The organism is Tellurirhabdus rosea (genome assembly GCF_026278345.1).
In the GTDB taxonomy this organism is placed as follows: domain Bacteria; phylum Bacteroidota; class Bacteroidia; order Cytophagales; family Spirosomataceae; genus Tellurirhabdus; species Tellurirhabdus rosea.
Window position 1 is genome coordinate 2,983,560 of record NZ_CP111085.1, and the last position, 22,709, is coordinate 3,006,268.

General features: G+C 54.4%; 23 protein-coding genes. 9 read left to right on the forward strand and 14 right to left on the reverse strand.

What is annotated here, in order from left to right; all coding sequences use genetic code 11:
• Positions 1-19 precede the first annotated feature (19 nt).
• The 9 genes from ORG26_RS12500 to ORG26_RS12540 all read right to left on the reverse strand — a co-directional run bounded on the left by ORG26_RS12500 (position 20) and on the right by ORG26_RS12540 (position 7,743).
• Positions 20-289, reverse strand: a complete 270-nt coding sequence (locus ORG26_RS12500; protein ID WP_323134248.1) for a PIN domain-containing protein — start codon at positions 287-289, stop codon at positions 20-22.
• 455 nt (positions 290-744) lie between these two features.
• Positions 745-1,728, reverse strand: coding sequence for an HNH endonuclease (locus tag ORG26_RS12505; RefSeq protein WP_266362212.1), 984 nt, complete (start codon positions 1,726-1,728; stop codon positions 745-747).
• 169 nt (positions 1,729-1,897) lie between these two features.
• Positions 1,898-3,241, reverse strand: coding sequence for an acetyl-CoA carboxylase biotin carboxylase subunit (gene accC / locus ORG26_RS12510; protein ID WP_266362214.1), 1,344 nt, complete (start codon positions 3,239-3,241; stop codon positions 1,898-1,900).
• 95 nt (positions 3,242-3,336) lie between these two features.
• Positions 3,337-3,825, reverse strand: a complete 489-nt coding sequence (accB, locus tag ORG26_RS12515) for an acetyl-CoA carboxylase biotin carboxyl carrier protein (protein WP_266362216.1) — start codon at positions 3,823-3,825, stop codon at positions 3,337-3,339.
• 95 nt (positions 3,826-3,920) lie between these two features.
• Positions 3,921-4,484 carry an elongation factor P gene (gene efp / locus ORG26_RS12520; RefSeq protein WP_266362218.1) on the reverse strand — a complete coding sequence of 188 codons (564 nt, stop codon included), beginning with the start codon at positions 4,482-4,484 and terminating at the stop codon, positions 3,921-3,923.
• A 158-nt stretch (positions 4,485-4,642) separates the two neighbouring features.
• A complete protein-coding gene (locus tag ORG26_RS12525; protein WP_266362220.1) occupies positions 4,643-5,632 on the reverse strand; it encodes a beta-ketoacyl-ACP synthase III in 990 nt (329 codons plus the stop codon).
• Between the two features lie 138 nt (positions 5,633-5,770).
• The gene (plsX, locus tag ORG26_RS12530; RefSeq protein ID WP_266362222.1) at positions 5,771-6,709 is read right to left on the reverse strand and encodes a phosphate acyltransferase PlsX; all 939 of its coding nucleotides are present in this window, start codon (positions 6,707-6,709) and stop codon (positions 5,771-5,773) included.
• A gap of 242 nt (positions 6,710-6,951) precedes the next feature.
• A complete protein-coding gene (gene rpmF / locus ORG26_RS12535; protein ID WP_266362224.1) occupies positions 6,952-7,146 on the reverse strand; it encodes a 50S ribosomal protein L32 in 195 nt (64 codons plus the stop codon).
• A gap of 42 nt (positions 7,147-7,188) precedes the next feature.
• Positions 7,189-7,743 carry a YceD family protein gene (locus ORG26_RS12540; RefSeq protein ID WP_266362226.1) on the reverse strand — a complete coding sequence of 185 codons (555 nt, stop codon included), beginning with the start codon at positions 7,741-7,743 and terminating at the stop codon, positions 7,189-7,191.
• 173 nt (positions 7,744-7,916) lie between these two features.
• Here ORG26_RS12540 and ORG26_RS12545 point away from each other — a divergent pair, with 173 nt between their 5' ends.
• Positions 7,917-8,588 carry a phosphatase PAP2 family protein gene (locus tag ORG26_RS12545; RefSeq protein WP_266362228.1) on the forward strand — a complete coding sequence of 224 codons (672 nt, stop codon included), beginning with the start codon at positions 7,917-7,919 and terminating at the stop codon, positions 8,586-8,588.
• An 84-nt stretch (positions 8,589-8,672) separates the two neighbouring features.
• Entirely contained in the window at positions 8,673-9,962 is a 1,290-nt protein-coding gene (locus ORG26_RS12550; protein ID WP_266362230.1) for an anthranilate phosphoribosyltransferase, read from the forward strand.
• Between the two features lie 71 nt (positions 9,963-10,033).
• On the opposite strand, the gene hpt is transcribed toward ORG26_RS12550, so the two are convergent.
• Positions 10,034-10,561 (reverse strand): hypoxanthine phosphoribosyltransferase, encoded by a 528-nt coding sequence (hpt, locus tag ORG26_RS12555; RefSeq protein WP_266362232.1) that lies wholly within the window; start codon positions 10,559-10,561, stop codon positions 10,034-10,036.
• 112 nt (positions 10,562-10,673) lie between these two features.
• Here hpt and ORG26_RS12560 point away from each other — a divergent pair, with 112 nt between their 5' ends.
• Positions 10,674-11,888, forward strand: coding sequence for a tetratricopeptide repeat protein (locus ORG26_RS12560; RefSeq protein ID WP_266362234.1), 1,215 nt, complete (start codon positions 10,674-10,676; stop codon positions 11,886-11,888).
• 98 nt (positions 11,889-11,986) lie between these two features.
• Here ORG26_RS12560 and ORG26_RS12565 read toward each other — a convergent pair whose 3' ends face one another.
• Positions 11,987-12,457: an Lrp/AsnC family transcriptional regulator gene (locus ORG26_RS12565; RefSeq protein ID WP_266362236.1), complete on the reverse strand. Its 471-nt coding sequence runs from the start codon at positions 12,455-12,457 to the stop codon at positions 11,987-11,989.
• 243 nt (positions 12,458-12,700) lie between these two features.
• On the opposite strand from ORG26_RS12565, the gene ORG26_RS23580 reads away from it, so the two are divergent.
• Positions 12,701-12,850 carry a DUF2256 domain-containing protein gene (locus ORG26_RS23580; protein ID WP_323680750.1) on the forward strand — a complete coding sequence of 50 codons (150 nt, stop codon included), beginning with the start codon at positions 12,701-12,703 and terminating at the stop codon, positions 12,848-12,850.
• A 42-nt stretch (positions 12,851-12,892) separates the two neighbouring features.
• Entirely contained in the window at positions 12,893-14,443 is a 1,551-nt protein-coding gene (locus ORG26_RS12575) for a glycoside hydrolase family 10-like protein (RefSeq protein WP_266362238.1), read from the forward strand.
• 56 nt (positions 14,444-14,499) lie between these two features.
• Here ORG26_RS12575 and ORG26_RS12580 read toward each other — a convergent pair whose 3' ends face one another.
• Positions 14,500-15,729, reverse strand: a complete 1,230-nt coding sequence (locus ORG26_RS12580) for a 4-hydroxy-3-methylbut-2-enyl diphosphate reductase (protein ID WP_266362240.1) — start codon at positions 15,727-15,729, stop codon at positions 14,500-14,502.
• A gap of 208 nt (positions 15,730-15,937) precedes the next feature.
• Here ORG26_RS12580 and ORG26_RS12585 point away from each other — a divergent pair, with 208 nt between their 5' ends.
• Positions 15,938-16,411 (forward strand): flavin reductase family protein, encoded by a 474-nt coding sequence (locus ORG26_RS12585; protein ID WP_266362242.1) that lies wholly within the window; start codon positions 15,938-15,940, stop codon positions 16,409-16,411.
• 116 nt (positions 16,412-16,527) lie between these two features.
• On the opposite strand, the gene ORG26_RS12590 is transcribed toward ORG26_RS12585, so the two are convergent.
• Both ORG26_RS12590 and ORG26_RS12595 read right to left on the reverse strand, forming a co-directional pair.
• Positions 16,528-18,066 carry a GH3 auxin-responsive promoter family protein gene (locus ORG26_RS12590; RefSeq protein WP_266362244.1) on the reverse strand — a complete coding sequence of 513 codons (1,539 nt, stop codon included), beginning with the start codon at positions 18,064-18,066 and terminating at the stop codon, positions 16,528-16,530.
• Between the two features lie 31 nt (positions 18,067-18,097).
• Positions 18,098-18,946, reverse strand: coding sequence for a glycerophosphodiester phosphodiesterase family protein (locus ORG26_RS12595; protein WP_266362246.1), 849 nt, complete (start codon positions 18,944-18,946; stop codon positions 18,098-18,100).
• A 216-nt stretch (positions 18,947-19,162) separates the two neighbouring features.
• Here ORG26_RS12595 and ORG26_RS12600 point away from each other — a divergent pair, with 216 nt between their 5' ends.
• From ORG26_RS12600 to ORG26_RS12610, 3 genes are read left to right on the forward strand one after another with little or no spacing between them, the layout of a single operon-like run.
• Positions 19,163-21,592 (forward strand): penicillin acylase family protein, encoded by a 2,430-nt coding sequence (locus ORG26_RS12600; protein WP_266362248.1) that lies wholly within the window; start codon positions 19,163-19,165, stop codon positions 21,590-21,592.
• A gap of 4 nt (positions 21,593-21,596) precedes the next feature.
• Positions 21,597-21,944, forward strand: a complete 348-nt coding sequence (locus ORG26_RS12605; protein ID WP_266362250.1) for a hypothetical protein — start codon at positions 21,597-21,599, stop codon at positions 21,942-21,944.
• Positions 21,945-22,000: 56 nt separating this feature from the next.
• The gene (locus ORG26_RS12610) at positions 22,001-22,609 is read left to right on the forward strand and encodes an OmpH/Skp family outer membrane protein (protein WP_266362252.1); all 609 of its coding nucleotides are present in this window, start codon (positions 22,001-22,003) and stop codon (positions 22,607-22,609) included.
• The last annotated feature ends 100 nt before the right edge of the window (positions 22,610-22,709 follow it).

Sequence of the window (22,709 nt, forward strand, 5' to 3'; positions counted from 1 at the left end):
TGCTATGATGAAAGCTAACCTAATAAGCTATTTCAGCGGCCCGTTTAAAATGCTTCAGCAAGATAGCTTCTGGCTTAGTAAGGTAAAGCTCGGAGAGGTGACTATTGATAACATCCCGGTTTATTTTAAGCTTTGCCAACACAAAGGATAGTTCGTTGAGCGATAAGGTAGAAATAAGAAACAGGCCGTCAGCGACGGCCTGTTCAATAAGTTGCAAAGCTTTTTGATGTTTCCGAAGGTCCTGTTTCATATAGTAATGAACCAGCACATCGGTATCAAAGTAAACCATCAGTAGTTGCCCTCCCGGTTTATTTCATCGATCAATTTATTGATGTCTATGTCAGACGGAATTGTAGGGGGTGGATATTTTTCGCGAGACTCCCGCATATGCCGTAAGACGTCTGAAGGGTCATACCGGCGCGGGGCATCTTGCCTAACCGTTACCGTAACCGGCTGGTCATTATCCGCAAAGAGGGCTTCTATTTTAGCCAGAAGTGTCTCCGAAAGCTCCCCCGGCCTTAAAACAAACGTTGCTTCCATCGCTATGCGGTTAGTTGTCAGCTAAGATAACAAAAAATGGAGGCAGTTGGGTTAAATGTCTTCGGCCCAAATCCGATCAAGGTCACTGATATAAATCGGCATGTAATTGTATTATGGTAAAAGCGATGGACCGCTGCCGGCACTACCTCCTTCAGGCTACGCTCTGCCTATAGCAAATCTGTCAGTACAAAGATTCCAGCGCATCTAAGCCCTGAAGGTGTGCCGCCGATGCCAGGCAAACGCTTCTGGATCTGGCCAATACCGTTCGTCCATCGGTAGTTGAATTGCTTTGCCGACTAGTGACTTTAAACTGTAAGGGCTAATTTCATTTTCCACAAACGTCCGTGAAGCAATAAGGCGGTAGTTGTCGTCAATTGAAATCGCTCCTTTGTCAAAAGCGCGGTGTAGGTTCGGGCAAAGCGCGATACCGTTGGTTGGGTGATTATTAAACGTCTTGTAGAAGGGCACAATGTGGCACGCATCAACCATTGAGAACGAATAGGGAGCTGATACACGAGCGCCAGTGATGCAACACGTATCGTTGTAAAGCCGGACAATCTCACGTCTAAACACAGCTTCGCGAGCATACAACTCAATTTCGTAAGTTTCAGTATTGAATCGCTTTTTCATGCCCTTCAACTTGCTACTGTATTCAGTTGGAGATTCTTCCAATATCTCGCGTCTAAGCTCGTCGACACCTGCGCTTTTGTCAGTAATAGAACTAATGGACTTACCTGGGAAATATCGATCCAGGATAGTTTGTTTCAAAACATTACGGGAAGTAGCATTGAGAAGTAACTCAGCGAGCTTGATGTCAATTTCAGCGGACGACACCGCGTTACTTAAACTGTTAAAGCTTGATAGATCACCTGTTTGTACCCAAAGTTCACATCCAGCATTAGAAATCAACTTCCACCAGCCGCCATCTTCGTTTTTCAGGCGAAAAAACGGCATGGCAAAGCTGAGTGTATGCCCGGTCGTAACCAAGTTGTTCCAATTGGATTTGAATAGGCTGGTAAGCTCTGGCGTGATGAAAATCCGATTGTCGGTTAATAACCCATTTTCAAATGCCTGAATAACAGAAAGGAGGACTAGGGGCTTGTGAGGAGCACTTTCTTTAATCCTTCCGCCCCCTGTATTTAGATTCGAGAAGGCGTGTATGAAGCCTTCCAGTGCGTTATCAGGCATATACTGTGTATTAGTATAATCGGCAAAGATGCGGAAAATCCGAGGGTTTTGCGTGAACGGTAGGAGTCGCCATTAAAAAACCAGAGCCCTCCCGAGCTCTGGTTTGTACCCCGGAGCGGTGCTTCGGGGAAAGAATCTGCCCGAAGCACCGCTCCGGGATACAGTCGCCTTACAGCGTCGAGAAGTCAAACCCTTCCAGGAAGGCCGTTGTGAACTGGCCCGACTGGAATTTCGGGTCGTCCATCAGCTTGATGTGGAACGGAATGGTCGTCTTGATGCCTTCGATGACAAATTCCTGCAACGCCCGCTTCATCCGCGTGATGACTTCCTCCCGCGACTGGCCCGTGACGATCAGTTTCGCAATCATCGAGTCGTAGTTCGGCGGAATGGTGTAGCCGCTGTACACGTGGCTGTCGATCCGGACGCCGTGGCCGCCGGGGAAGTGCAGGTTCGTGATTTTGCCCGGCGACGGACGGAAGCCGTTGATGGGGTCTTCGGCGTTGATCCGGCACTCCATCGAAAACAGCTTCGGCGTGTAGTTGCGGCCCGAAATGGGAACGCCCGCGGCTACCTTGATCTGTTCCTTGATGAGGTCAAAATCCGTCACTTCTTCCGTGATCGGGTGCTCCACCTGAATCCGGGTGTTCATCTCCATGAAGTAGAACTTCCCGTGCTTATCGACCAGGAACTCGATGGTGCCGGCACCTTCGTAGCCGATGGCCGAGGCTCCTTTGATGGCCGCTTCGCCCATCTGCTGCCGCAGTTCGGCCGAAACGATGGGAGAGGGCGTTTCTTCGACGAGTTTCTGGTGCCGCCGCTGGATCGAGCAGTCGCGCTCCGAGAGGTGGCACACTTTGCCGTACTGGTCGCCCACCACCTGAATTTCGATGTGACGGGGTTCTTCGACGAATTTTTCGAGGTACAGACCGTCGTTGCCGAAAGCCGCTCCGGACTCCATTTTGGCGTCGTTCCAGGCTTTCTCAAATTCGCCTTCCGAGCGGATGATGCGCATGCCGCGTCCGCCGCCGCCCGCCGTAGCCTTAATGATGACCGGGTAACCCATGTCGGCGGCCAGGCGCTTGCCTTCTTCAATGGATTCCAGCAGGCCGTCGGAGCCGGGGATAACGGGTACACCAGCGGCTTTCATGGTTGCTTTCGCAGTCGACTTGTCGCCCATGGCGTTGATCTGCTCGGCGGTCGCCCCGATGAACTTGATGCCGTAATCGGCGCAGATTTGCGAAAATTCCGCGTTCTCGGAAAGAAAACCGTAGCCGGGGTGAATCGCGTCGGCGCCCGTCACTTCGGCCGCAGAAATGATACTCGGAATGTTGAGGTATGACTGACGGCTGACCGGCGGACCGATGCAGACGGCTTCGTCGGCAAACCGGACGTGCAGGCTGTCGCGGTCGGCTGTCGAGTAGACGGCCACCGTTTTGATGCCCATTTCCCGGCAGGTCCGGATGATCCGCAGCGCGATTTCGCCCCGGTTAGCGATGAGGATTTTTTTAAACATAATGAGTGAATGAGCGAATGACTGAATGACTGAATGATTGAAAGCCAGCAGAGCCTTTTTTCACTCATTCACTCATTCAGTCATTCGCTCATTGATTACATGGGTTCGACAAGGAACAACGGCTGGTCGTATTCTACCGGCGTGGCGTTTTCTACCAGCACTTTCACGATCCGACCGGACACTTCAGATTCGATTTCGTTGAACAGCTTCATGGCCTCGATGATGCACACGACCTTGCCGGTTTTGACTTCGCTGCCTACCTCCACGAAGGACGGCGTGTCGGGGCTCGAAGAGCGGTAGAACGTACCGATCATCGGGGATTTGATGGTCACGTAGTTCGACTCGTCCGCTTTGGCGGGGGCGGCCGGTGCGGCCTGCGGAGCCGGCGCGGACGCCGGAGCCGGGGCTACCGACTGCGGAAGGGCCTGCTGCACCGGAGCCGGGGCGGCGGAAGGCACAAAGGACGAAGGCGCCTGACCGTAGCGCTTAACGCTGATTTTGAGGTCGTTGGTTTCAATGTTTACCTCGTCCAGTCCGGACTGCGCAATGAAATCGATGAGTTTCTGAATGTCTCTGGTTTCCATAAGAAAAAGTCGTAGGTCGTAAGTCTGGGAGTCGTAAGCCCGGAAAGCGGCGAGGCCACCTGCGACTTACGACTTACGACTTACGACTAAGCCGGTTATTTTACTCGTTCAACGTAATCGTAAGTGCGGGTATCGACGCGGATTTTGTCGCCCTGTTCAATGAAAAGCGGGACCATGATGGTGGCGCCGGTTTCCACTTCCACTTTTTTCTTGGGGCTGTTGGCCGTATCGCCCCGGATGCCCGGTTCGGCGTACGTAACTTCCACTTCCACGAACGGCGGCAATTCGCACGTCAGGGGCGTTTCATTTTCGGCATTAATCAGGATTTCCACTTCCTGACCTTCTTTCATGAGGTCCGCCCCGTCGATCAGCTTTTCGCCGATGTTGATCTGGTCGAACGACTCCTGGTCCATGAAGTTGTACCCCGCTTCGTCCTTGTAGAGGTACTGAAACTTGCGGCGCTCTACCCGAACCGGATAGATCGTCACCCCGGAGTTGAAGGTGTTGTCCAGTACTTTGCCCGTCGTGAGGCTTTTCAGCTTGGTGCGGACGAAAGCCGCGCCCTTGCCGGGCTTCACGTGCTGGAATTCAGTAATCTGGAATAAGTCGTTGTTGAAGTTGAGTACCAACCCGTTTCGAATGTCTGCGGTCGTTGCCATTTTCCTTAGTTTTCCGTTATCAGTTTACTGTTTTGCGTTGTCTGTTTTAGGTTTTCCGTTTTCAGTTTTGCGTTTGCTGTTGTACTGCTGCGAGCAAATCGTTTGCTTTAGCGAAGCAACAGAAAACCGAAGACTGAAAACCGACAACGCAAAACGCTTTAAATTGCCCACTTCACATACACCGACCCCCAGGTAAACCCGCCTCCGAAGGCGGCGAGCACGAGGTTGTCGCCTTTGTGCAGTTGGGATTCGTAATCAAAAAGGCACAGCGGGATGGTGGCCGCCGTGGTATTTCCGTACTTATGGATATTCAGCATCACTTTGTCCATCCCGACGCCCATGCGGTTGGCGGTGGCTTCGATGATGCGTTTGTTGGCCTGGTGCGGGACCAGCCAGGCGACATCCTCGCCTTTCAGACCGTTGCGTTCCATGATTTCGGCGGACACATCGGCCATGTTTTTGACGGCAAATTTAAACACCGACGGGCCATCCTGGTACACGTAATGCCACCGTTTATCGATGGTTTCGTGCGAGGGCGGGTAGCGGCTTCCTCCGGCTTTCTGGAAGAGGTGATGCTGGCCGACGCCGTCCGAACGGATGATCGAGTCGTGGATGCCATAGCCTTCTTCGTTCGGCTCCAGAAGAACGGCTCCGGCTCCGTCGCCAAACAGTACACAGGTTGTCCGATCGGTATAGTCGATGATAGACGACATTTTATCCGCACCGACGACCACCACTTTACGGTACTTTCCGGTTTCAATAAACTGGGTGCCGATGGTCAGCGCGTACAGGAACCCCGAGCACGCCGCCTGAATATCGAAACTGCCCACCGACCGGATTCCGACCATGTCGGTAATCAGGTTGGCCGTCGACGGAAAAACGAAGTCCGGCGTGGTGGTGGCGCAAATTAGTAAATCTACTTCATCCGGCTGCGTATTGGTTTTTGCCAGTAGACCCCGAACCGCTTCTGCGGCCATGTGCGACGTACCCTGTCCTTCGCCTTTCAGAATATGGCGCTCTTTAATGCCAGTGCGGGAAGTAATCCATTCATCATTGGTATCCACCATCTTCTCCAACTCCGCGTTGGTCAGAATGTAGTCCGGTACATAACCGTGGACTCCGGTAATTGCCGCTCTTAATTTGGTCATACTGCGGGGGTACTTTATTCAATGAAGAATGAAGAATGAAGAATTAAAAATGGGCTGACGCACGCAGGAAGTCCGAACGGCGGAGCCTACCGCGGCGGCGGACCGCTCATAATTCATAATTCTTAATTCATAATTGCTTTAGCTTAGTGCTTGTGCGATTTTCTGGTATGCGTTGGTTTCTACCTGTTTTCGGGTCATGTGCAGCATGTTCTTGATCGCCGTGGGCGTCGAGATGCCGTGCGCAATGATGACGTTGCCGTTCACGCCGACGATCGGACTGCCGCCTACCGACTCGTAGTTGGTTTTGTCGATAAATTCGTGGCTGATGCCAAGTCCTTTCGTCACTTCGTACAACGATTCGCCGAGCTTGAACAGGATATTGCCCGTAAAACCGTCGGTCACGATCACGTCCGCCTTGCCGACAAACATGTCCTTGCCTTCAATGTTGCCGATGAAGTGAATTTTGCGGTTGTTTTTGAGCATTTGGTGAGCCGCCTGGGCCACCAGCGAGCCTTTCTGTTCTTCCTCGCCGATGTTCATCAGCGCCACCCGGGGCTTGTCGATGCCGAAGGTATACTGGGCGTAGATAGAACCGATTTCGCCGAACTGTTCGAGCATTTCGGGCTTACAGTCGGCATTGGCGCCGATGTCCAGCATGATGGCGTGGCCTCCGGTAACCTGCGGCACGAAGCCCGCAATGCAGGGACGCTGTACGCCTTCGATGGCTTTGATGCTGAAAAGGGCACCTACGTGCATGGCGCCCGTGTTGCCTGCCCCGCAGAAGGCGTCTACCTGTTTTTCCCGTAAAAGTTTAAACCCAACTCCGATGCTGGAATTGGGCTTCTGGGAAAGGGCTTTTGTCGGGTGTTCGCCCATCTCCACCACCTCTTCGGCATGAACTACCTCAATCTGCGAACCAGTATGCTGATATTTGGTAAGAAGCTCTTCAATGACGGCCTGTTTGCCGACCAGTACAATCGTTACGTCTTCCGGTAATTCCCTGGCAGCCAAGACGGCACCTTCTACTATTGCCTCGGGAGCGAAATCGCCGCCCATTGCATCCACTGCAATTTTCATTTGTACAGGTTTGGGTACGCTATAACTCAATTGAAGGTGTAAAATTAGTACATGCCCGGCAAAAAAAAAGTATTTCCCCCATGGCAACGGTCAGTTTGTACGTTCCGGTGTGTTGTGGGAAATACTTTTGAGTAAAGGAAACGCAGCGAAAAGAGAACAGACAATGACAAAAGAGAGGCAGAATCCGGTTTTCGGACGGCCCGGTGCTCTGTTTCCTGTCTATTGTCCCCTGTCTACGGGAATTAAGCCGTCTTTGCGTAGTTCTCGATTACGAGGCGGCCTTTGTAATACAAATTGCCTTCGTAAACGTGCGCGTGGTGACGAACGTGGATTTCGCCCGTGGTCGCATCGATCGACAGTTGTTTCGAAGTCAGTTTATCGTGCGTTCTCCGCTTGTCGCGGCGGGTGCTTGAGTGTCTGCGTTTGGGATGTGCCATGACCTTATTTTACTTAGTTGTATTATCGTGATTGTTCAATGCTTAATTATCGTTCAGCTTCCTGAGCGCCTCCCAGCGCGGGTCGATGGGCGGTTCGGGTGCTTGCTCGTCGTCCTCACCGGCAGCGCCGCCGGAGGAGTAGATGAGCCGGCCTTCTTCCCCGCTATCGTCGTCCTCCTCCTCTTCGTTGCGAAAGCGCGGATGGAGTTTCCGCACCGGAAGCGCAAGTCCGATAAAGTCGAAAATATAGCGGGCAACGTTGATGACCTTCGTATTCCAGGCGATCAGTTCTATTTCGTCGGTCAGTTCCTCGTTATGGTCCGCAAACTTCAGAAACATCCGGTTCTGAACGTCAATGGGTTCGCGGAACGGTTCGAGGGTGCGGTCGCAGAGGAGTTCGACTTCGCCCACCAGGTGGAAATCCAGCCGAATCATCGTGGAAGACTTCTCCAGCTTCAGGTGGGTTTTAAATTGCCCGTGCTGAATCAGTTCCTGCTCCATCGCCTCGAAGAACGCATCGCCTGACTCGAACTCGTATTCGTGTGCCTTATCCTCCAGCCCGAATATCGAAATGTCGTATTTCTTCAGCTCGTTCACGTCCTCTCTAAAAATAGTCCGCAAAGTTACGAAGTATTTCTAAATCAGAAAACAACAAGCGGTAATTTGTCGGCTGCGGGATGAAAACAAATGGCATATCGCTCAGATATGCCATTTGTTTTCATCCCGCAGCAACCGGAAGCTCGTATCTTTGCCGGTGTTTTTTTAACAGAATGAAGAAGTTACTGCTCGGCAACCGCCCTTTTTTTGTTACCTGGTTCCTCCTTCTGCTGGCCGTCAGTGGCCTGATGCTCCGCTATACCAAAGCCGAACTCATCCGCTGGGTCAACGAACATTTTCATCCGGCGGGCGACCTTTTGTTTCAATCCATCACGCACCTGGGCGACGGGGCCTTCTTCGTCTTTGTCGTTCTTGTGCTGGCTTTTCGCTCGTTTCGGTACGCGGTGATGGGGCTGGCCAGCTTTCTGCTGTCGACGCTGGTGGCGCAGGGGCTGAAGCATTACGTCTTTCCGGACAATCTGCGTCCGTCCAAGTTTTTTGAAAACTCCGGCTGGAATTTCCGCACCATCGAAGGGCTGGATTTGCACAGCTTCAACAGTTTTCCGTCCGGGCACACCACGTCCGCCTTTGCGCTGTTCTGTCTGCTGGCACTGCTCGACGAACGAAAAGGCCGCGGCTGGTTCTTCGCGCTGCTGGCGGCCGCAGTGGGCTACTCCCGCGTTTACCTGTTCCAGCATTTTGTCGAGGATGCCTATGCCGGGGCGCTGATCGGGGTGACGTCCACGGTGGTCGTTTACCTGCTGTTCAGTCCGCGGTGGGAACGAAGCCCTAAAGCGTGGCACGACCGACGTTTTGTGCTGCCTTCGCGTCGTTCCGCCAAATAATTTCATGGATTAAGCGGCCTGGGCAAAATTAATAGGTGTCATTTCCTATCTTTGATGTGTGTACCTCATCTACCTGCCCACGTTATGTCGTTCATGAACCGCCTCGCCACCGCACCCGATCCGACCGCTACTGCTCTGGGACGGGCCATCAAACTGATCGGCATTGGCAAAAACGGCAGTAAAAATCTTACGCCGGAACTGATTGCGGAGTGCCGTCAATCCCTGCTCACCGATGCCGATCCGCTGCAGAAAGGGGCCTTCATCGGTGCCCTGCTGGCGAAAGGGCCGACCGCAGAGGAGCAGACGCTGGAGAATTTATGGGGAAAAGGCGCTTTTGCCCATCCGACCTTCCTGATTAACAAACTGTGTCCGGACCTGCCGCCCAAGCTGTTTCCGATTGCCACCAAACTGCTGCGGAACGACCATTCGCTGAAACCCAGCGAGGCGCATCAACTGGGCGATTTTCTGTTTGACGAAAGTTACTCCTCCGAATGCTGCGAAGTGTTTCGGGGACTGGCCGTGAGCATCCTGCGGGTGCGGCACGAAACCAACGACGAATACCGCGGGCTGTACGAGGCCACGATGCAGACCATCACGCCGGGGTTTCAGCAGATTGCCTGCGTCACCCGCCCGCTGCTGCAACTGGCCGAACCGTTCGACGGGGTGGAGCACTCGTATCTGATTACGCCGCTGCTGGCCAATTTTTTCGAAAGCCGCGGCTACGGCGTGGTGTCGATGGTCGGCCGGACGCCGGGGCCCAAATACACCCTGAACGCCCACGACCTGTTTCTGCACCTTGGCTGCCCGATGCTGCAAAGCAACCATGAACTCGATACGCCGCCCGACCCGTACGGCTGGGTCCTCGACCAGAAAGCCCTGTCGCCGGCGCTCGACCGCTGGGTGAACCGCCGCCGGACGCTCCTCAAACGGCCGTTTCTGTCAACGCTGGAAAAGCTGCTCAATCCGTGTTCGGCGCGGGTGCTGGTGACTTCCGTTTTTCACATTACCTACCAGATGAAAATGGCGGAACTTGCGCTGATGGCCGGGTTTGATGCCGTGATGGTGCTGAAGCGGGGCCTGGAAGGCAGCCTGGCGCCGTCGACGAGCCGGAGCAGCGGCGTTCTTTGCGCCGTCCGGACGCCCCAGGGGCATCTGTTCTTCCAGAATTTTGACGCCGATCTGCCGACGTTTACGGAGTACCGTACCGAAAGCGACGAATCCGTCGTGAACCCGCAGCCGCACGACAACGCCCGGCTGATCCGTCAGTTCCTGAACGACGAGAAGACAGAAAACGAAGCCTTCGACAATCAGGTCAGATTCGCCAAAGCACTCTTCGGACGCGGCCTCAACTGGATTGAAGGACAACTAAAATAAGTCGTAAGCGGTCCGCCGCTGCGGTCGCAAGTGGCTCCGCCAGGTTAGGAAACGGCGGAGCCACTTACGACTTATTGTAACACTAATATTTCTTTCGTATTCCGGCCGAATCCGTCGTAGTCGAGACCGAAGCCGAGGACAAACCGGTTTTCGATTTCAAAGCCGACGTAATCCAGATTGACTTCCGTTTGCAACGCTTCGGGCTTGAAGAGCAGCGTGGCAATTCTGACCGAGGCCGGGTGCTGGGATTCGATCTGCTGCCGGACCTGCCGGATGGTCAGGCCGGTGTCAACAATATCTTCCACCAGAATGACGTCTTCCCCCTCCAGCGATTCGTGCAGGCCGAGAATCTGACGGACCACGCCCGTTGACTGCGTCTGGGCATACGAGCCGACGCGGATAAAGGTAATGCGGCACGGAACGGTCAGGTTCTTCATCAGTTCGGCGGCGAACATGAAGGCGCCGTTCAGAACCACCACAATCAGCGGCTCTTTATCCCGGTAATCTTCATCAATTCGGACGGCTAAGGAGGCGATTCGGCTCTCAAGCGTGGCTTTGTCAATGAACGGAACGAAGGTCTTGTCTTTAACTGTCAGCATAGCGAAGCAAAAGACAAAGGTACAGCAGCGGGTCTGTAGGTTAAAAGTTTTTAACCAATAAACTGATTGGCGAAAGTTTACGTTGATAAGGCGAAAGATGATACACTGTTCAATGAAAGCATTGGTTGGCGTTTTACTGGGTACGCTGCTGGCTGTTTCGGCCTCGGCGCAGATCTACGATCCCCGGGAATTCGACAAAAAATACGACATGCTCCTGAAGCACCCCGGTGTTCAGATCGAGTCGGCGGAGGCTATCAATAACCTGTACAATTACAAATTCTATGAAGCCGACAAGGAGTTTCGCTGGCTGCGGCTGCGGTATCCCAACCACCCGATGCCCTATTTTCTGATGGGCCTGGCGGAGTGGTGGAAGATCGTGCCGAATACGGACGTTACCGACTACGACGACAAGTGCCTGGCTTACATGGACTCGACCATCACAAAAGCCGAGAAACTGTACGATGAGAAGGACGATAAGGTGGAGGCTTCTTTCTTCCTGTCGGCCGCCTACGCCTTCAAAGGCCGTCTGTATTCCGAACGGAAGAAGTGGGCCAAAGCGACACTGGCCGGCAAAAACGCCCTGAAGTACTTCGACAAATGCAAAGGCAACGGCGACCTGAGCCCCGAACTGCTGTTTGGCGATGGGCTGTTCAACTACTATGCCCAGTGGATTCCGCAGAACTATCCGCTGCTGAAGCCGATTCTGGTCTTTTTCCCGAAAGGCAACAAACAGCAGGGCATTCAGCAGCTCGAAAAGACGTCAAACAACGCTTTCTACACCCGCACCGAAGCCCGGTATTTTCTGCTGCAGATCTACAGCATGGAAAACCAGTACGATAAAGCGTATGATTTGGCGAAGTACATGTGGCAGCAGTACCCGGACAACCCGTTCTTCGAGCGTTACTACGCCCGGACGGCCTTTGTGCGCGGCCAGATTGCCGAGGCGGAATCGTCTTCCCGGAGTATTCTGAACAAAATAAGCGAGAGCCGCGCGGGCTACGAAGCGGTGAGCGGACGGACGGCCGCGTACATTCTCGCGTACATCAACTATAATTATTACCGCAACCTGCCCGTTGCGAAGCAGTTTTACCAGCAGTCCATCGACTTCGCCAAGCAGACCAATTCGTTTGATGCGGGTTATTACTGGGCGTCCGTGCTGGCGCTGGGCAAGATTGCCACCGCCGAAAAGAACTACGAACAGGCGAACGCTTACTTCAAGGAAGTGCTGGACAAAGCCGACAAAAAGTCGTCGCAGTACAAAGAGGCGAAAGAAGCGATGAAAAACACGAAGAAATCGCGGCGGGAAGAACGGAGGAAAAGGAATTAAGAGTTATGAGTTAAGAATTAAGAGTTGGCTTCGCTTAATCAGGTAATCTCACTGAGCGAAGCTAACTCTTAATTCTTAACTCATAACTCTTAACTGAATCAGGGGATGGGCAGTACTTTGCTTTCTTTGAAGGTCGAGAGAATGACCATGGTCTGCGTGCTGGCCACTTCTTCGATTTCGTTGATCTTTTCCAGCATCAGTACCTGGTACGACGAAATATCTTTTGCGATCACTTTCAGCAGAAAGTCGCCGGAGCCGGTGATGTGGTGGCATTCGATGATCTCCGGAATGCCCATCACCTTGGACACGAACGATTCGGTTACCTGCTTCTTATGACCGACGAGGGTTACCTGCACAAACGTGGTAACGCCAAGACCTACTTTTTCACGATTAAGCTGGGCGTGGTAGCTCTGAATAATGCCCGAGGTTTCCAGTTTTTTGACGCGTTCGAGCGTCGGGGCGGGCGAAAGGCCGATTTCCTTGGAAAGCTGCGCGTTGGTTATTCTGCCGTTCGACTGAAGAATTTCTAAAACCTTACGATCAATCTGATCGAGTTTGCTAACTGACATGTTTTTGTAAACTTTATCCAACCATACAGACGGCGCAAATGTAACCGAATCCTTTAAATTTTCTAAAAAAATATGGATTTTCTACCAAAAAGTAGAATAAGGTTTGTTTTACGAAGTCTGATTCCATTCAAAATTAAGGCAATTGCCTGATAAGCCAAATGCCTCTGTATCTGTAACTGTTACGACGCACACTTGGTTTTTCGTATAAATACACTAAAAAATCGTGCCATTTTCGTTATGAAGATGCGTAAGAAGTCAGACCTGCCGTCAAAAATTTGTCCTGTTTGCGGAAAGCCTTTTCTGTGGCGGAAAAAGTGGGAGCGGAACTGGGAAAGCGTGATTTATTGCAGCGAACGCTGCCGTCGCCATAAAACCGGAACGGAATTTGTCTGATAAACGCTTTATATTCGTTTGAAATTACCTTTTTCTCGCCGTATGCTTCTGCTGGCCCGTTTTCTGCCTTTATTATTGACTGCGTTCTGGTGGTTCTTCGACTGGCCGGCTCCCGCCCCCACGGCTCCGCCCCCGCCAAAACGGGAATTCCGGGCCGTCTGGATTGCAACGGTGGACAACATCGACTGGCCCAGCCGCCGCGGCCTGCCCGCCGACAGCCAAAAGGTGGAATTTCAGCGGATGCTGGACATGCACCAGCGGGCGGGCATCAACGCCGTGATCGTGCAGGTGCGGGCGGCCGCGGATGCGTTTTACGCGAAGGGCTCGGAACCCTGGTCGGTCTGGCTCACGGGCCAGCAGGGCCGTGCGCCCGAGCCGTTCTACGATCCGCTGGAGTTCATGATCGAAGAGGCGCACAGCCGGGGCATGGAACTGCACGCGTGGTTTAACCTCGACCGGGCTACCTTCAGCAAAAACACCGTTGTCACCCCGGACCACATCAGCCTCCGCCGCCCCGACTGGATGGTGGCGTACGGCGGCCGCAAACTGTTCAATCTGGGCCTTCCCGAAGTGCGTTCCTACGTAACCGGCATTGTCACGAACGTGCTGCGCAACTACGACGTGGACGGCATTCATTTCGACGATTACTTCTATCCCTATCACGTGCCGGGGCAGATTTTCAACGACGACTCGACCTACCGGGTGCTCAACACCACCGGGCTTAAAAAAGAAGACTGGCGGCGGGCCAACGTCGATAAGCTCATCCATCAGCTTCATGACTCCATCCAGACCATCAAACCGTACGTGAAATTTGGAATCAGCCCGTTTGGCGTCTGGAAAAATCAGGCCCAGGACCCCGAAGGCTCTCCGACTTTCGGCGGCATGACGGCTTACTACAACCTCTACGCCGACGTGCGGAAGTGGGTCAAGGAAGGCTGGGTCGATTACGTAGCGCCGCAGGTGTATTTCAGTTCCGGCTTCGACAAAGTGCCGTACCGGGCGCTGGTCAACTGGTGGTCGAAAAACAGTTTCAACCGCCATCTGTACATCGGCCACGGGACGTACCGGCTGGGAAATGTTCGGGAGCGGGATAAAAAGTGGTTTGACCCCGCCGAAATGCCGGGACAGGTCCGGTACAACCGGCAGTATCCGTCCGTGCACGGAAGCATTTATTTCAGTTCCAGGTCGCTCATGAATAACCCGTACAGTTTTCGGGATTCGCTGCTGACCGACCTTTACCGTTTTCCGGCGCTGGTGCCGGCGATGCCCTGGAAAGATGCCGAACCGCCGTATCCGCCGCGGTCCCTGAAAGCCATGCCGACACCCGGCGGGGTGGAGCTGGCCTGGCAAAAGCCGGAGAACGCCGCCGATGGGGATGCCGTTCGGTATTATGTCCTGTACCGCTTCGCCGAGATGGATAAACTGACCACCGAAGACCCGCGCCACATTCTGGCCCTGTGCATTGGTGAACAGACGAACCGGTACGTCGACCGGACGGCCGAGCCGGACAAAAAATACACCTATGTGTTGACGGCCGTTGACCGGATGCACAACGAAAGTGCCCCGGCGCGGCTGGATATCAAAATCCCATAAAAAGGAATGCCATATCTCCGAGATATGGCATTCCTTTTTATGGGATTTTGGAGGATTTATTCGGCGAAAGCCGCCATCACCTCATCAACCGATTTGGCGTCCTTGAAATAACCGACAATTTTGGTCAGAATGCCCTCCACCACCGCATCAGGGCAGGAGGCGCCGCAGGTGAGCAGAATCGTTACCGGCTCGTCGGACGGGAGGAAATTTTCGGTAACCACCTCTTCTTTGGTGTGCAGGTTGAAATGCCGGATCAGCGTCGGAGACAGAATCTTCTGTTCGGACTCGATGAAATAGGTCGGCAGTTTTTCTTCGCAAAGCTCCACAATGTGGGACGTGTTCGAACTGTTGTAGCCCCCGGCGACGATAGCCAGATGCGCCGGAAACGTCAGCAGGGCGTAGGTGGCGTCCTGGTTGTCGTTGGTGGCGTAGCAGAGCGTATCGCGGGTATTGGCAAACCGTTCCTCGGCATCTTCCATCGACAGGCCGAACTTCTGCACCATCACCTGCTTGAGGTAGTCCGCAATTCCCTGCGTGTCCGAAGCCAGCATGGTCGTCTGGTTGACGACGCCGATGCGCTGCAAATCCCGGTCGGGGTCGAAACCTTCGGAATACTGACCGGCGAATTCCTCAAAAAACTGCTCGCGGGGCAGTTCGCCGAGGATGTACCGGGCCAAACGCTCGGTCTGCTTCATATCTTTGACGACCACCGTCGGGGCGCCTTCCTTGCTGTGCGAGAACGTGGCGCGCGTTTCTTCATGCGTCGGCTTGCCGTGCACAACAACGGTATACGCTTTTTTGCCAATCTGGTTGGCCTTGTTCCAGACTTTTTCGACGAACGGGCAGGTCGTGTCGTAGCGGTCTACATTGACGCCGATTTCCGCCAGCCGCTGCTGAATCTCCAGCGTGGTCCCGAACGCCGGAACAATCACAATGTCATCGGCGGTAAGTTCGTCCCACGCAATCAGCTGCTGCCCTTTGGTATCCATGATGAACCGAACCCCGCGGTCCAGCAAATCCCGGTTGACATCCGGGTTGTGAATCATTTCGCTCAGCAGAAAAATCCGCTTGCCGACGTTCTCCGATATCGCTTTGTAGGCAATTTCGATAGCGTTCTCTACACCGTAGCAGAACCCAAAATGCCGGGCGATCAGGAAGCGGACGGGGCCGAAATCCAGCACGGTAGGGGCAAAGTCGCGTTTCAGTTTGTCCCGTTTGCGGCGGTATTCTTTGAGCGGACTAATGATCCGGCTACGGTAATAATCAGGAATGTTGAATGATTTCATCGGACAAGTGGTCGGTCGTCGGGGTTCCGTCTGGCGGCTTATGGTGCGGCGCCAGCTTCATAACAGACAGCCGGAAATCTTTGTTCAGTACAAAAATACGGAAATCTTTCGCGCAGATTACAACAGAATATTTCCGTGTAAATCTGCGAAGGAAATCCGTGTAAATCTGCGCGAACCGACCCTCTGCGCGAACAAACCCATCATAAAAATGCCCAAGCGCCTGCTGAAGTACAAAAATTACGACGTTCACTCCATCACGACGGTATCCGGCGAACGAAAAAACGCCAACATCGCCACTTGGGTCATGCCGACACAACTGGGCGGCGGCATGCTGGCCGTGGCCCTGTACAAAATCGATTACACCATCGAACTGGTGCGGGAAAGTGGTCTGCTGAATGTGAACCTGCTGGCCCGGGACCAGACCGCACTGATTGCCCGATTAGGCCGCAAGTCGGGCCGGGAAACCGACAAGTTCAAATGCCTGCCGCACGCCCTCGACGAACGGGGCTGTCCGTATCTGTCCGAAGCCGTCGGCTACGCACAATGCCGGGTCGTCCGCTCCGTCGACGGCGGCGACCACGAGGTCTTTATCTGTGAAGTGCTGAAACAAACCGTCCTGAATCCGGATAAAGAAGTGCTGACGAATGATTTTCTGCTGGCGAAAGGACTGGTGAGGGCGTAATCAGAACCGCGCGGCGGACCGTCGGGATTGACGCAGATTCAGCAAATTTACCCTGATTCAACTAGGCAAAGCCATTCAGGGTAAATCTGGTAAATCTTCGTTAATCCCGGTCCGGTTTAGTCCGCGTAATCCAGCCGGTCCGCTGCGCGGTTCAGAATATCGTCCAGATACTCCCGGCTGTTGCTCAGGCGGGGTACCTTGTGCTGTCCGCCCAGCTTGCCGCGATTGCCCATCCAGGCGTAGAACGTGCCGCGAGGCACAACGTGGACAATAGGTTCCTTGAGCACCATATCGTTGTAGCGCTTGGCGTCGTAGTCGGAGTTCACCTGCCGCAGGGTTTCGTCCAGAATCTGGTTGAAACGCTCCTGGTCGTCGGGGTCGTGGCTGAACTCGATGACCCACTCGTGGCGGCCATGCGTGCCGCTGCCCATGTACACCGGACCCGCCGTATAGTCGCTGACCGCCGCGCCCGTAGCCTCACAGGCCCGGGTAATGGCCGTTTCGGCATTTTCCACGATCACTTCCTCGCCAAAGGCATTAATGAAATGCTTCGTCCGGCCGCTGACTTTCAGCCGGTGCGGATACAGCGACGTAAAGCGTACCGTATCGCCGACGCGGTAGCGCCACAGCCCGCCGTTCGTCGAGATGACGAGGGCGTAATTTTTATCAATTTCCACCTCGTCGATGGTCAGCGCGCGCGGATACGGGTCTTCGGCCTGCTCCACTGGAACAAACTCGTAGAAAATGCCGTAATCGAGCATCAGCATCATCTCGCCAATCCGGCTCAGGTCGTCCTGCACGGCAAAGAAGCCTTCGGACGCGTTGTACGTTTCGAGGTAGGTAATGTCTTTCGACGGGAAAACATCGTGCGAAAACAAATCCCGGTACGGCTGGAAAGCCACGGCGCCGTGAATGAACACTTCAAAATTCGGCCAGACTTCCAGAATATTACGCTTGCCCGTCAGTTGCAGAATCCGTTCGAGCAGCACCAGCGTCCAAGTTGGTACGCCGAGGATGCTCGTGACGTTTTCCTTCGAGGTGATTTCCGCCATGCGCTCAATCTTCGCCTCCCATTCGCCCATCAGGGCCACTTCGAGAGGCGGCGTGCGGATGTACTGGCCCCAGGTGGGCAGGTTTTTCATAATCACGGCCGATACGTCGCCCGCGAAGCCGTGACTGCTGTACGGGTTGTCGTGCAGACTGCCGCCGATGGAAACGCCCTTGCCTTCGAAGACCTTACTTTCGGGCCGGTTGGCGATGTAAAACGCCATCAGGTCCTTGCCGCCGCGAAAATGACATTCGTCCAGGGATTCCTGCGAAACGGGAATGAACTTACTCCGGGCGTTGGTGGTGCCGGACGATTTGGAAAACCAGTGGATCGGCGTTGGCCAGAGCACATTCCGTTCGCCTTTCATGACCCGTTCGATGTACGGAAACAGGTCTTCATAGGCCGAAACGGGCACCCGTTCCTGAAATCCGCGGATGGTGCGGATGTCCGAAAACTGGTGCTGCCGCCCAAATTCGGTTCGTTTTCCTTTTTCGATTAGTTGTCGAAATACGCCTTGCTGGATTTCCTCCGGATGCTTCATCATGTACTCCAGGCGCGGTAAACGCCGCTTCAGGAGCCATTTGAGTGTGGTATTTAGCAAGGTCATATTGGATGCTTTTTGGTAAATATAAATAAACTTACAAACCTTTCGCCCGGTCGGGGTAATCGGTAATGAGTCCGTCAACGCCCCAGTTTTTCAGCTTCTTCATCCGTTCGGCATCGTTAACGGTCCACGGAATCACCTGTATTCCCCGCTTTTGCAGCGCCTGGATTTTTGTTTTCCCCAGCAGCAGGTGGTTCGGACTGTAGACGTCGGGCACGAAGCCAAGCTCGTCCAGATGCGTTTCCCAGCTTCTTTGATTCGACACCAAAGCGGCCAGCCGGACCTTTCGGTAGCGGCCCGCTTCTATCTCCTTTTTCCAGTGTTTCAGGACGTTGAAATCGAAACTCTGCAGTATAACGCGCTCAGCCGGAAGTTGTTCGGCTATTACCCCGTGTACCAGGTCGGAAAATTCGTCAACGGCCGGCTGCGACACGCCGTATTCTTTTTGGTCGCTTTTGATCTCAATGTTAAATGAAACCGGCGGCAGGTTTTTACTTTTCCGGTACGCTTCTGCCTCCCGAATGACATCTTTCAGCAGCGGTTTGGCCACTTTTATTTTTTCCTGCTCCGGATACGAGGGGTTTCCGGCGGACCCACAGTCGTATTGTTTTATCTGGTCGTAGGTCATCCGAAACAGATTCAGATTTTTTTCCGACTTTTTATCCACTGGCTGCCCGCCGGGCGTCAGGCAGTACGCCGCGTTCATGTACGGTTCGTGCGATACCACCACCTGCCGGTCCTGGCTGATCACTACGTCCAGCTCCAGCGTCGTCACGCCCAGATCCAAAGCTTTTTTAAACGCGGGAATCGAGTTTTCCGGCATCAGTCCGCGGCAGCCACGGTGGCCCTGGAGGTCGAAGGGAGCGGCGGATTGAGCAAACATGGTGTGGGAGAGCAAAATACCGGCAATCAAAGCGGGCAAGCGCATGGATGAATGATTTAGCGTTAAAAATACGGGAAAATTACAGAGTATGAAGGAGTCAGGCAGTATGAAGCGGATTATGTGTTTGTGAAATATCCCGGAAAGCGCAGGCTATATTTTGGACAAACTGAAGAATAAATTTACTTTGCATCATACGGTAATGCACTTTCCCCGGTTATGAGACTCGTTAAAGCCCTTTTTTCCCTGCTGTTGGCCGCCGGATTAATCTACGCTCTGGATCGCAGCTGGGGTTCGGTTCCGGCCTTCGGCAGGTTGATCAGCCCGTTTGTCGGCTTCTGGCAAAACGCTGAATCCGCTTCGCCCACCGACCAGACGCTCGACCTCGCAGGCACCCGCGCCGCCGTGACGGTGGCGTACGACGACCTCGGTGTGCCGCACGTTTTTGCCCAGAACGACCATGATGTCTACTTCGCCCAGGGCTACATCACGGCCCGCGACCGCCTCTGGCAGATGGAGTTTCAGACGCATGCCGCCGCCGGACGGATTTCCGAAATTGTGGGGGAACGCGCCGCCGAACTGGACCGCTTCAACCGGCGGCTGGGCATGGTGTACGGAGCCGAGCAGTTCATGAAAGGCGTGGAGGCCGATCCGAAAACCAAAGAAATGCTGCAGGCTTATTCCGATGGCATCAATGCGTATATCAACAGCCTGTCGCCCGCCCGGTATCCGCTCGAATACAAACTGCTGGGTTACGCCCCCGAGCCGTGGACGCCCTTCAAGTGCGCGCTGCTGCTGAAGCAGATGACCAGTACGCTGGCGCTCGGCAACGACGACGCGGACATGACAAACATTCTGGCCCGCTACGGCAAGGCTGTCACCAGCGATCTGTTTCCGAACTACCCGGCTCTGGAAAGCCCCATCATTCCGTCCGGAACCCCGTGGAATTTCACGTCGCTGAAAGTGCCCCAGCCGCCCAAAGACTCGCTCAACAGTACGCCGCTGGCCGTAAACCTGCCGCACCATGACCCGTCGATTGGGAGCAACAACTGGGCGGTCGGCGGGGCGAAGTCGGCGACGGGCTACCCGATTCTGGCCAACGACCCGCACCTGACCCTGAGCCTGCCGTCAATCTGGTACCAGATTCAGCTGCATACGCCGGAGATGAACGTGTACGGCGCTTCGCTGCCAGGTTCGCCAGGCGTAATCATTGGTTTTAACCGGAATGTGGCCTGGGGCGTCACCAACGTTGGGTCGGATGTGCTCGATCTGTACCGGATAAAATTCAGGGATGCGAAAAAGGAACAGTACTGGCACGACAACCAGTGGAAGCCCGTCCGCCGCCGCGTGGAAGTGGTCAGGGTGAAAGGCCGTCCGGATGTCATGGATACCGTCCTGTACACGCACCACGGACCGGTGATGTATCTGGAAAACGAAAAACCGTTTCGGGATAATTTTCCCGCTGGATACGCCGTCCGCTGGATTGCCCATGAAGTGTCCAACGACGTCAAGTGCTTTTATTTCCTCAACCGGGCCCGGAACTACGACGATTACCGCAAGGCGCTGACCTATTACGCAGCTCCGGCCCAGAACTTTGTCTTTGCCAGCAATGGAAACGACATCGCCATCACGCCTAACGGCAAATTTCCGTTGAAATGGAAAGAGCAGGGCAAATTCCTGCTCGACGGCACTAACCCGGCCCACGACTGGCAGGGCTGGATACCGGCCGAACAGAACCCGCATGTGAAGAATCCGCCGCGTGGCTTTGTCAGCTCTGCCAACCAGTTCTCCACCGACCCGACGTACCCGTATTACCTCCACTGGGAATACGCGCCCGCCGAGCGCGGACGCCGCATCAACGACCGGCTGACGAGCATGCAGAAAGCGACCGTCGATAGCCTGCGGATGCTACAGAATGACAACTACAACCTCCGCGCCGCCGACTTCCTGCCCGTGATGCTGCCCGCCGTGCAGACGCAGGGACTGAGTTCGGAACAGCAGAAGGCGCTGCAGGCCGTTCGGACGTGGAATTTTCAAAACAGTCCGGATGCCGCCGGAGCGAGCATCTTCACCGTTTGGCTGGGTGTCCTGCGGACGGCGGTCTGGGAGGACGATCTGCCGACCGAGGGCGCAAGACCCATGCGCTATCCGTCCTGGGACCGCCTGCTGACACTGATCAAAAAAGAACCCGCTTCCCGCTGGTTCGACAACTGCCGGACCACTGACCGCCGCGAGACGTACGCCGAGCTGGTCAACAGCAGCTTCCGCACGGCCGTCGATTCTTTGCAGAAAATGCACGGCTCGCTAGGCGGGAAATGGGCCTGGGCGGCGCATAAAAGTACGGACATCCGCCACCTGATTCCCGGCCTGGATGCCCTCAGTGCCATGGATGTGCAGATTGGCGGAGGAAGTAGCGTCGTGAATGCAACGACGGAACGAATTGGGCCTTCGTGGCGCATGGTGGTGGCTCTTGGACCTACGCCGAAAGGCTACGGCGTTTATCCCGGCGGGCAGTCGGGCAACCCCGGAAGTCCCTATTACCTGAATCTGCTCGAAACCTGGCGGAAAGGCGAATTGAACGAATTGCTGTTTCTGCAATCGGCCAATGAACAAAGCCCGCGGATCAAGTCGAAATTAAGCATCAAATAACCCTATGCTCCCGTTTCTCCTCATTGCCCTGCTGAGCGCAGCGGCGCAGTTTTTTCTTCCCTGGTGGATCATCGGCGTTATTGCCTTCGCCGTTTGCTACTGGCGCAGTCCGGGCGGTGGACGGGCTTTCCTGAACGGATTTCTGGGAATTGCCGTCGTCTGGCTGGTTTACGCGCTGGTGCAGCATACGCAGACGGGCGGCCTGCTGACGGGCCGGATGGCGCTGCTCATTTTCAAAACGGAAAACGGATGGCTGATGCTGCTGGTCACTACGCTGGTTGGCGGCCTGGTCGGCGGCCTGTCGGGACTGGCTGGGTATCAGGTTCGGCAGGTTTTTCAACCAAAAGCGTAGAATATCCTTCTGAACTTGTATTTTTGTTACCTCAAATTGTTAAATACCTGTTGATTGTGAAACAAGCCTCGTTGATTCTGAATGTGGTTTTGGCCGCGGCCGTAGCCTACTTGTACTACCTGCATTTCTCCGGACCCAGCACCGAGTCGTCTGCCGCCACCGCCGCCGATTCAACCGTTGCTCCAGTCAAGAAAGTCGTCTATGTGAATGTCGATTCGCTGCTGACGAATTACGAATATTTCAAAGACACCAAGAAGCTGCTCGAAAGCAAGCGTTTCCAGCTCGACAACGACCTGAACTCGAAAGGCCGCTCGCTGCAGAACGAAATCGCCTTCTTCCAGCAGAAAGCCCAGACGATGACGATGGAGCAGGCGCGCGCCACGGAAGCGGCTCTTCAGCAGAAACAGCAGAACTTCCTGGCCTACCGCGAACAGGCGGCTGCCCGGCTGGCCGAAGAGGAAGCCAAGAAGAATGAAGAACTTTATTCACAGATTCAGGATTACCTGAGAAAAGTGAACAAATCGAACCAGTATGATTTTGTGCTGGGCTATACCAAAGGCGGCGGCATTCTGTTTGCCGACCAGTCGCTGGACGCCACCAGGCAGATCATCGCCGGGCTGAACAAGGAATACAAAGACAGAGAGCAGGCTCCTGCCAAAAAATAAGCCGCTCCCTCAGGAAGCCTTAACCCCGGACACCCTCCGGGGTTTTTTCGTAACCCGGAATGCTATTCCGGGTTTATTGCACCAGAGCATCACCTGTGGT

What these genes read in the sequence shown, in the direction of transcription:
- ORG26_RS12500 (WP_323134248.1), bottom strand. Translation starts at nt 289, where the DNA reads ATGGTTTACTTTGATACCGATGTGCTGGTTCATTACTATATGAAACAG.
- ORG26_RS12505 (WP_266362212.1), bottom strand. Translation starts at nt 1,728, where the DNA reads ATGCCTGATAACGCACTGGAAGGCTTCATACACGCCTTCTCGAATCTA.
- accC (WP_266362214.1), bottom strand. Translation starts at nt 3,241, where the DNA reads ATGTTTAAAAAAATCCTCATCGCTAACCGGGGCGAAATCGCGCTGCGG.
- accB (WP_266362216.1), bottom strand. Translation starts at nt 3,825, where the DNA reads ATGGAAACCAGAGACATTCAGAAACTCATCGATTTCATTGCGCAGTCC.
- efp (WP_266362218.1), bottom strand. Translation starts at nt 4,484, where the DNA reads ATGGCAACGACCGCAGACATTCGAAACGGGTTGGTACTCAACTTCAAC.
- ORG26_RS12525 (WP_266362220.1), bottom strand. Translation starts at nt 5,632, where the DNA reads ATGACCAAATTAAGAGCGGCAATTACCGGAGTCCACGGTTATGTACCG.
- plsX (WP_266362222.1), bottom strand. Translation starts at nt 6,709, where the DNA reads ATGAAAATTGCAGTGGATGCAATGGGCGGCGATTTCGCTCCCGAGGCA.
- rpmF (WP_266362224.1), bottom strand. Translation starts at nt 7,146, where the DNA reads ATGGCACATCCCAAACGCAGACACTCAAGCACCCGCCGCGACAAGCGG.
- ORG26_RS12545 (WP_266362228.1), top strand. Translation starts at nt 7,917, where the DNA reads ATGAAGAAGTTACTGCTCGGCAACCGCCCTTTTTTTGTTACCTGGTTC.
- ORG26_RS12550 (WP_266362230.1), top strand. Translation starts at nt 8,673, where the DNA reads ATGTCGTTCATGAACCGCCTCGCCACCGCACCCGATCCGACCGCTACT.
- hpt (WP_266362232.1), bottom strand. Translation starts at nt 10,561, where the DNA reads ATGCTGACAGTTAAAGACAAGACCTTCGTTCCGTTCATTGACAAAGCC.
- ORG26_RS12560 (WP_266362234.1), top strand. Translation starts at nt 10,674, where the DNA reads ATGAAAGCATTGGTTGGCGTTTTACTGGGTACGCTGCTGGCTGTTTCG.
- ORG26_RS12565 (WP_266362236.1), bottom strand. Translation starts at nt 12,457, where the DNA reads ATGTCAGTTAGCAAACTCGATCAGATTGATCGTAAGGTTTTAGAAATT.
- ORG26_RS23580 (WP_323680750.1), top strand. Translation starts at nt 12,701, where the DNA reads ATGCGTAAGAAGTCAGACCTGCCGTCAAAAATTTGTCCTGTTTGCGGA.
- ORG26_RS12575 (WP_266362238.1), top strand. Translation starts at nt 12,893, where the DNA reads ATGCTTCTGCTGGCCCGTTTTCTGCCTTTATTATTGACTGCGTTCTGG.
- ORG26_RS12580 (WP_266362240.1), bottom strand. Translation starts at nt 15,729, where the DNA reads ATGAAATCATTCAACATTCCTGATTATTACCGTAGCCGGATCATTAGT.
- ORG26_RS12585 (WP_266362242.1), top strand. Translation starts at nt 15,938, where the DNA reads ATGCCCAAGCGCCTGCTGAAGTACAAAAATTACGACGTTCACTCCATC.
- ORG26_RS12590 (WP_266362244.1), bottom strand. Translation starts at nt 18,066, where the DNA reads ATGACCTTGCTAAATACCACACTCAAATGGCTCCTGAAGCGGCGTTTA.
- ORG26_RS12595 (WP_266362246.1), bottom strand. Translation starts at nt 18,946, where the DNA reads ATGTTTGCTCAATCCGCCGCTCCCTTCGACCTCCAGGGCCACCGTGGC.
- ORG26_RS12600 (WP_266362248.1), top strand. Translation starts at nt 19,163, where the DNA reads ATGAGACTCGTTAAAGCCCTTTTTTCCCTGCTGTTGGCCGCCGGATTA.
- ORG26_RS12605 (WP_266362250.1), top strand. Translation starts at nt 21,597, where the DNA reads ATGCTCCCGTTTCTCCTCATTGCCCTGCTGAGCGCAGCGGCGCAGTTT.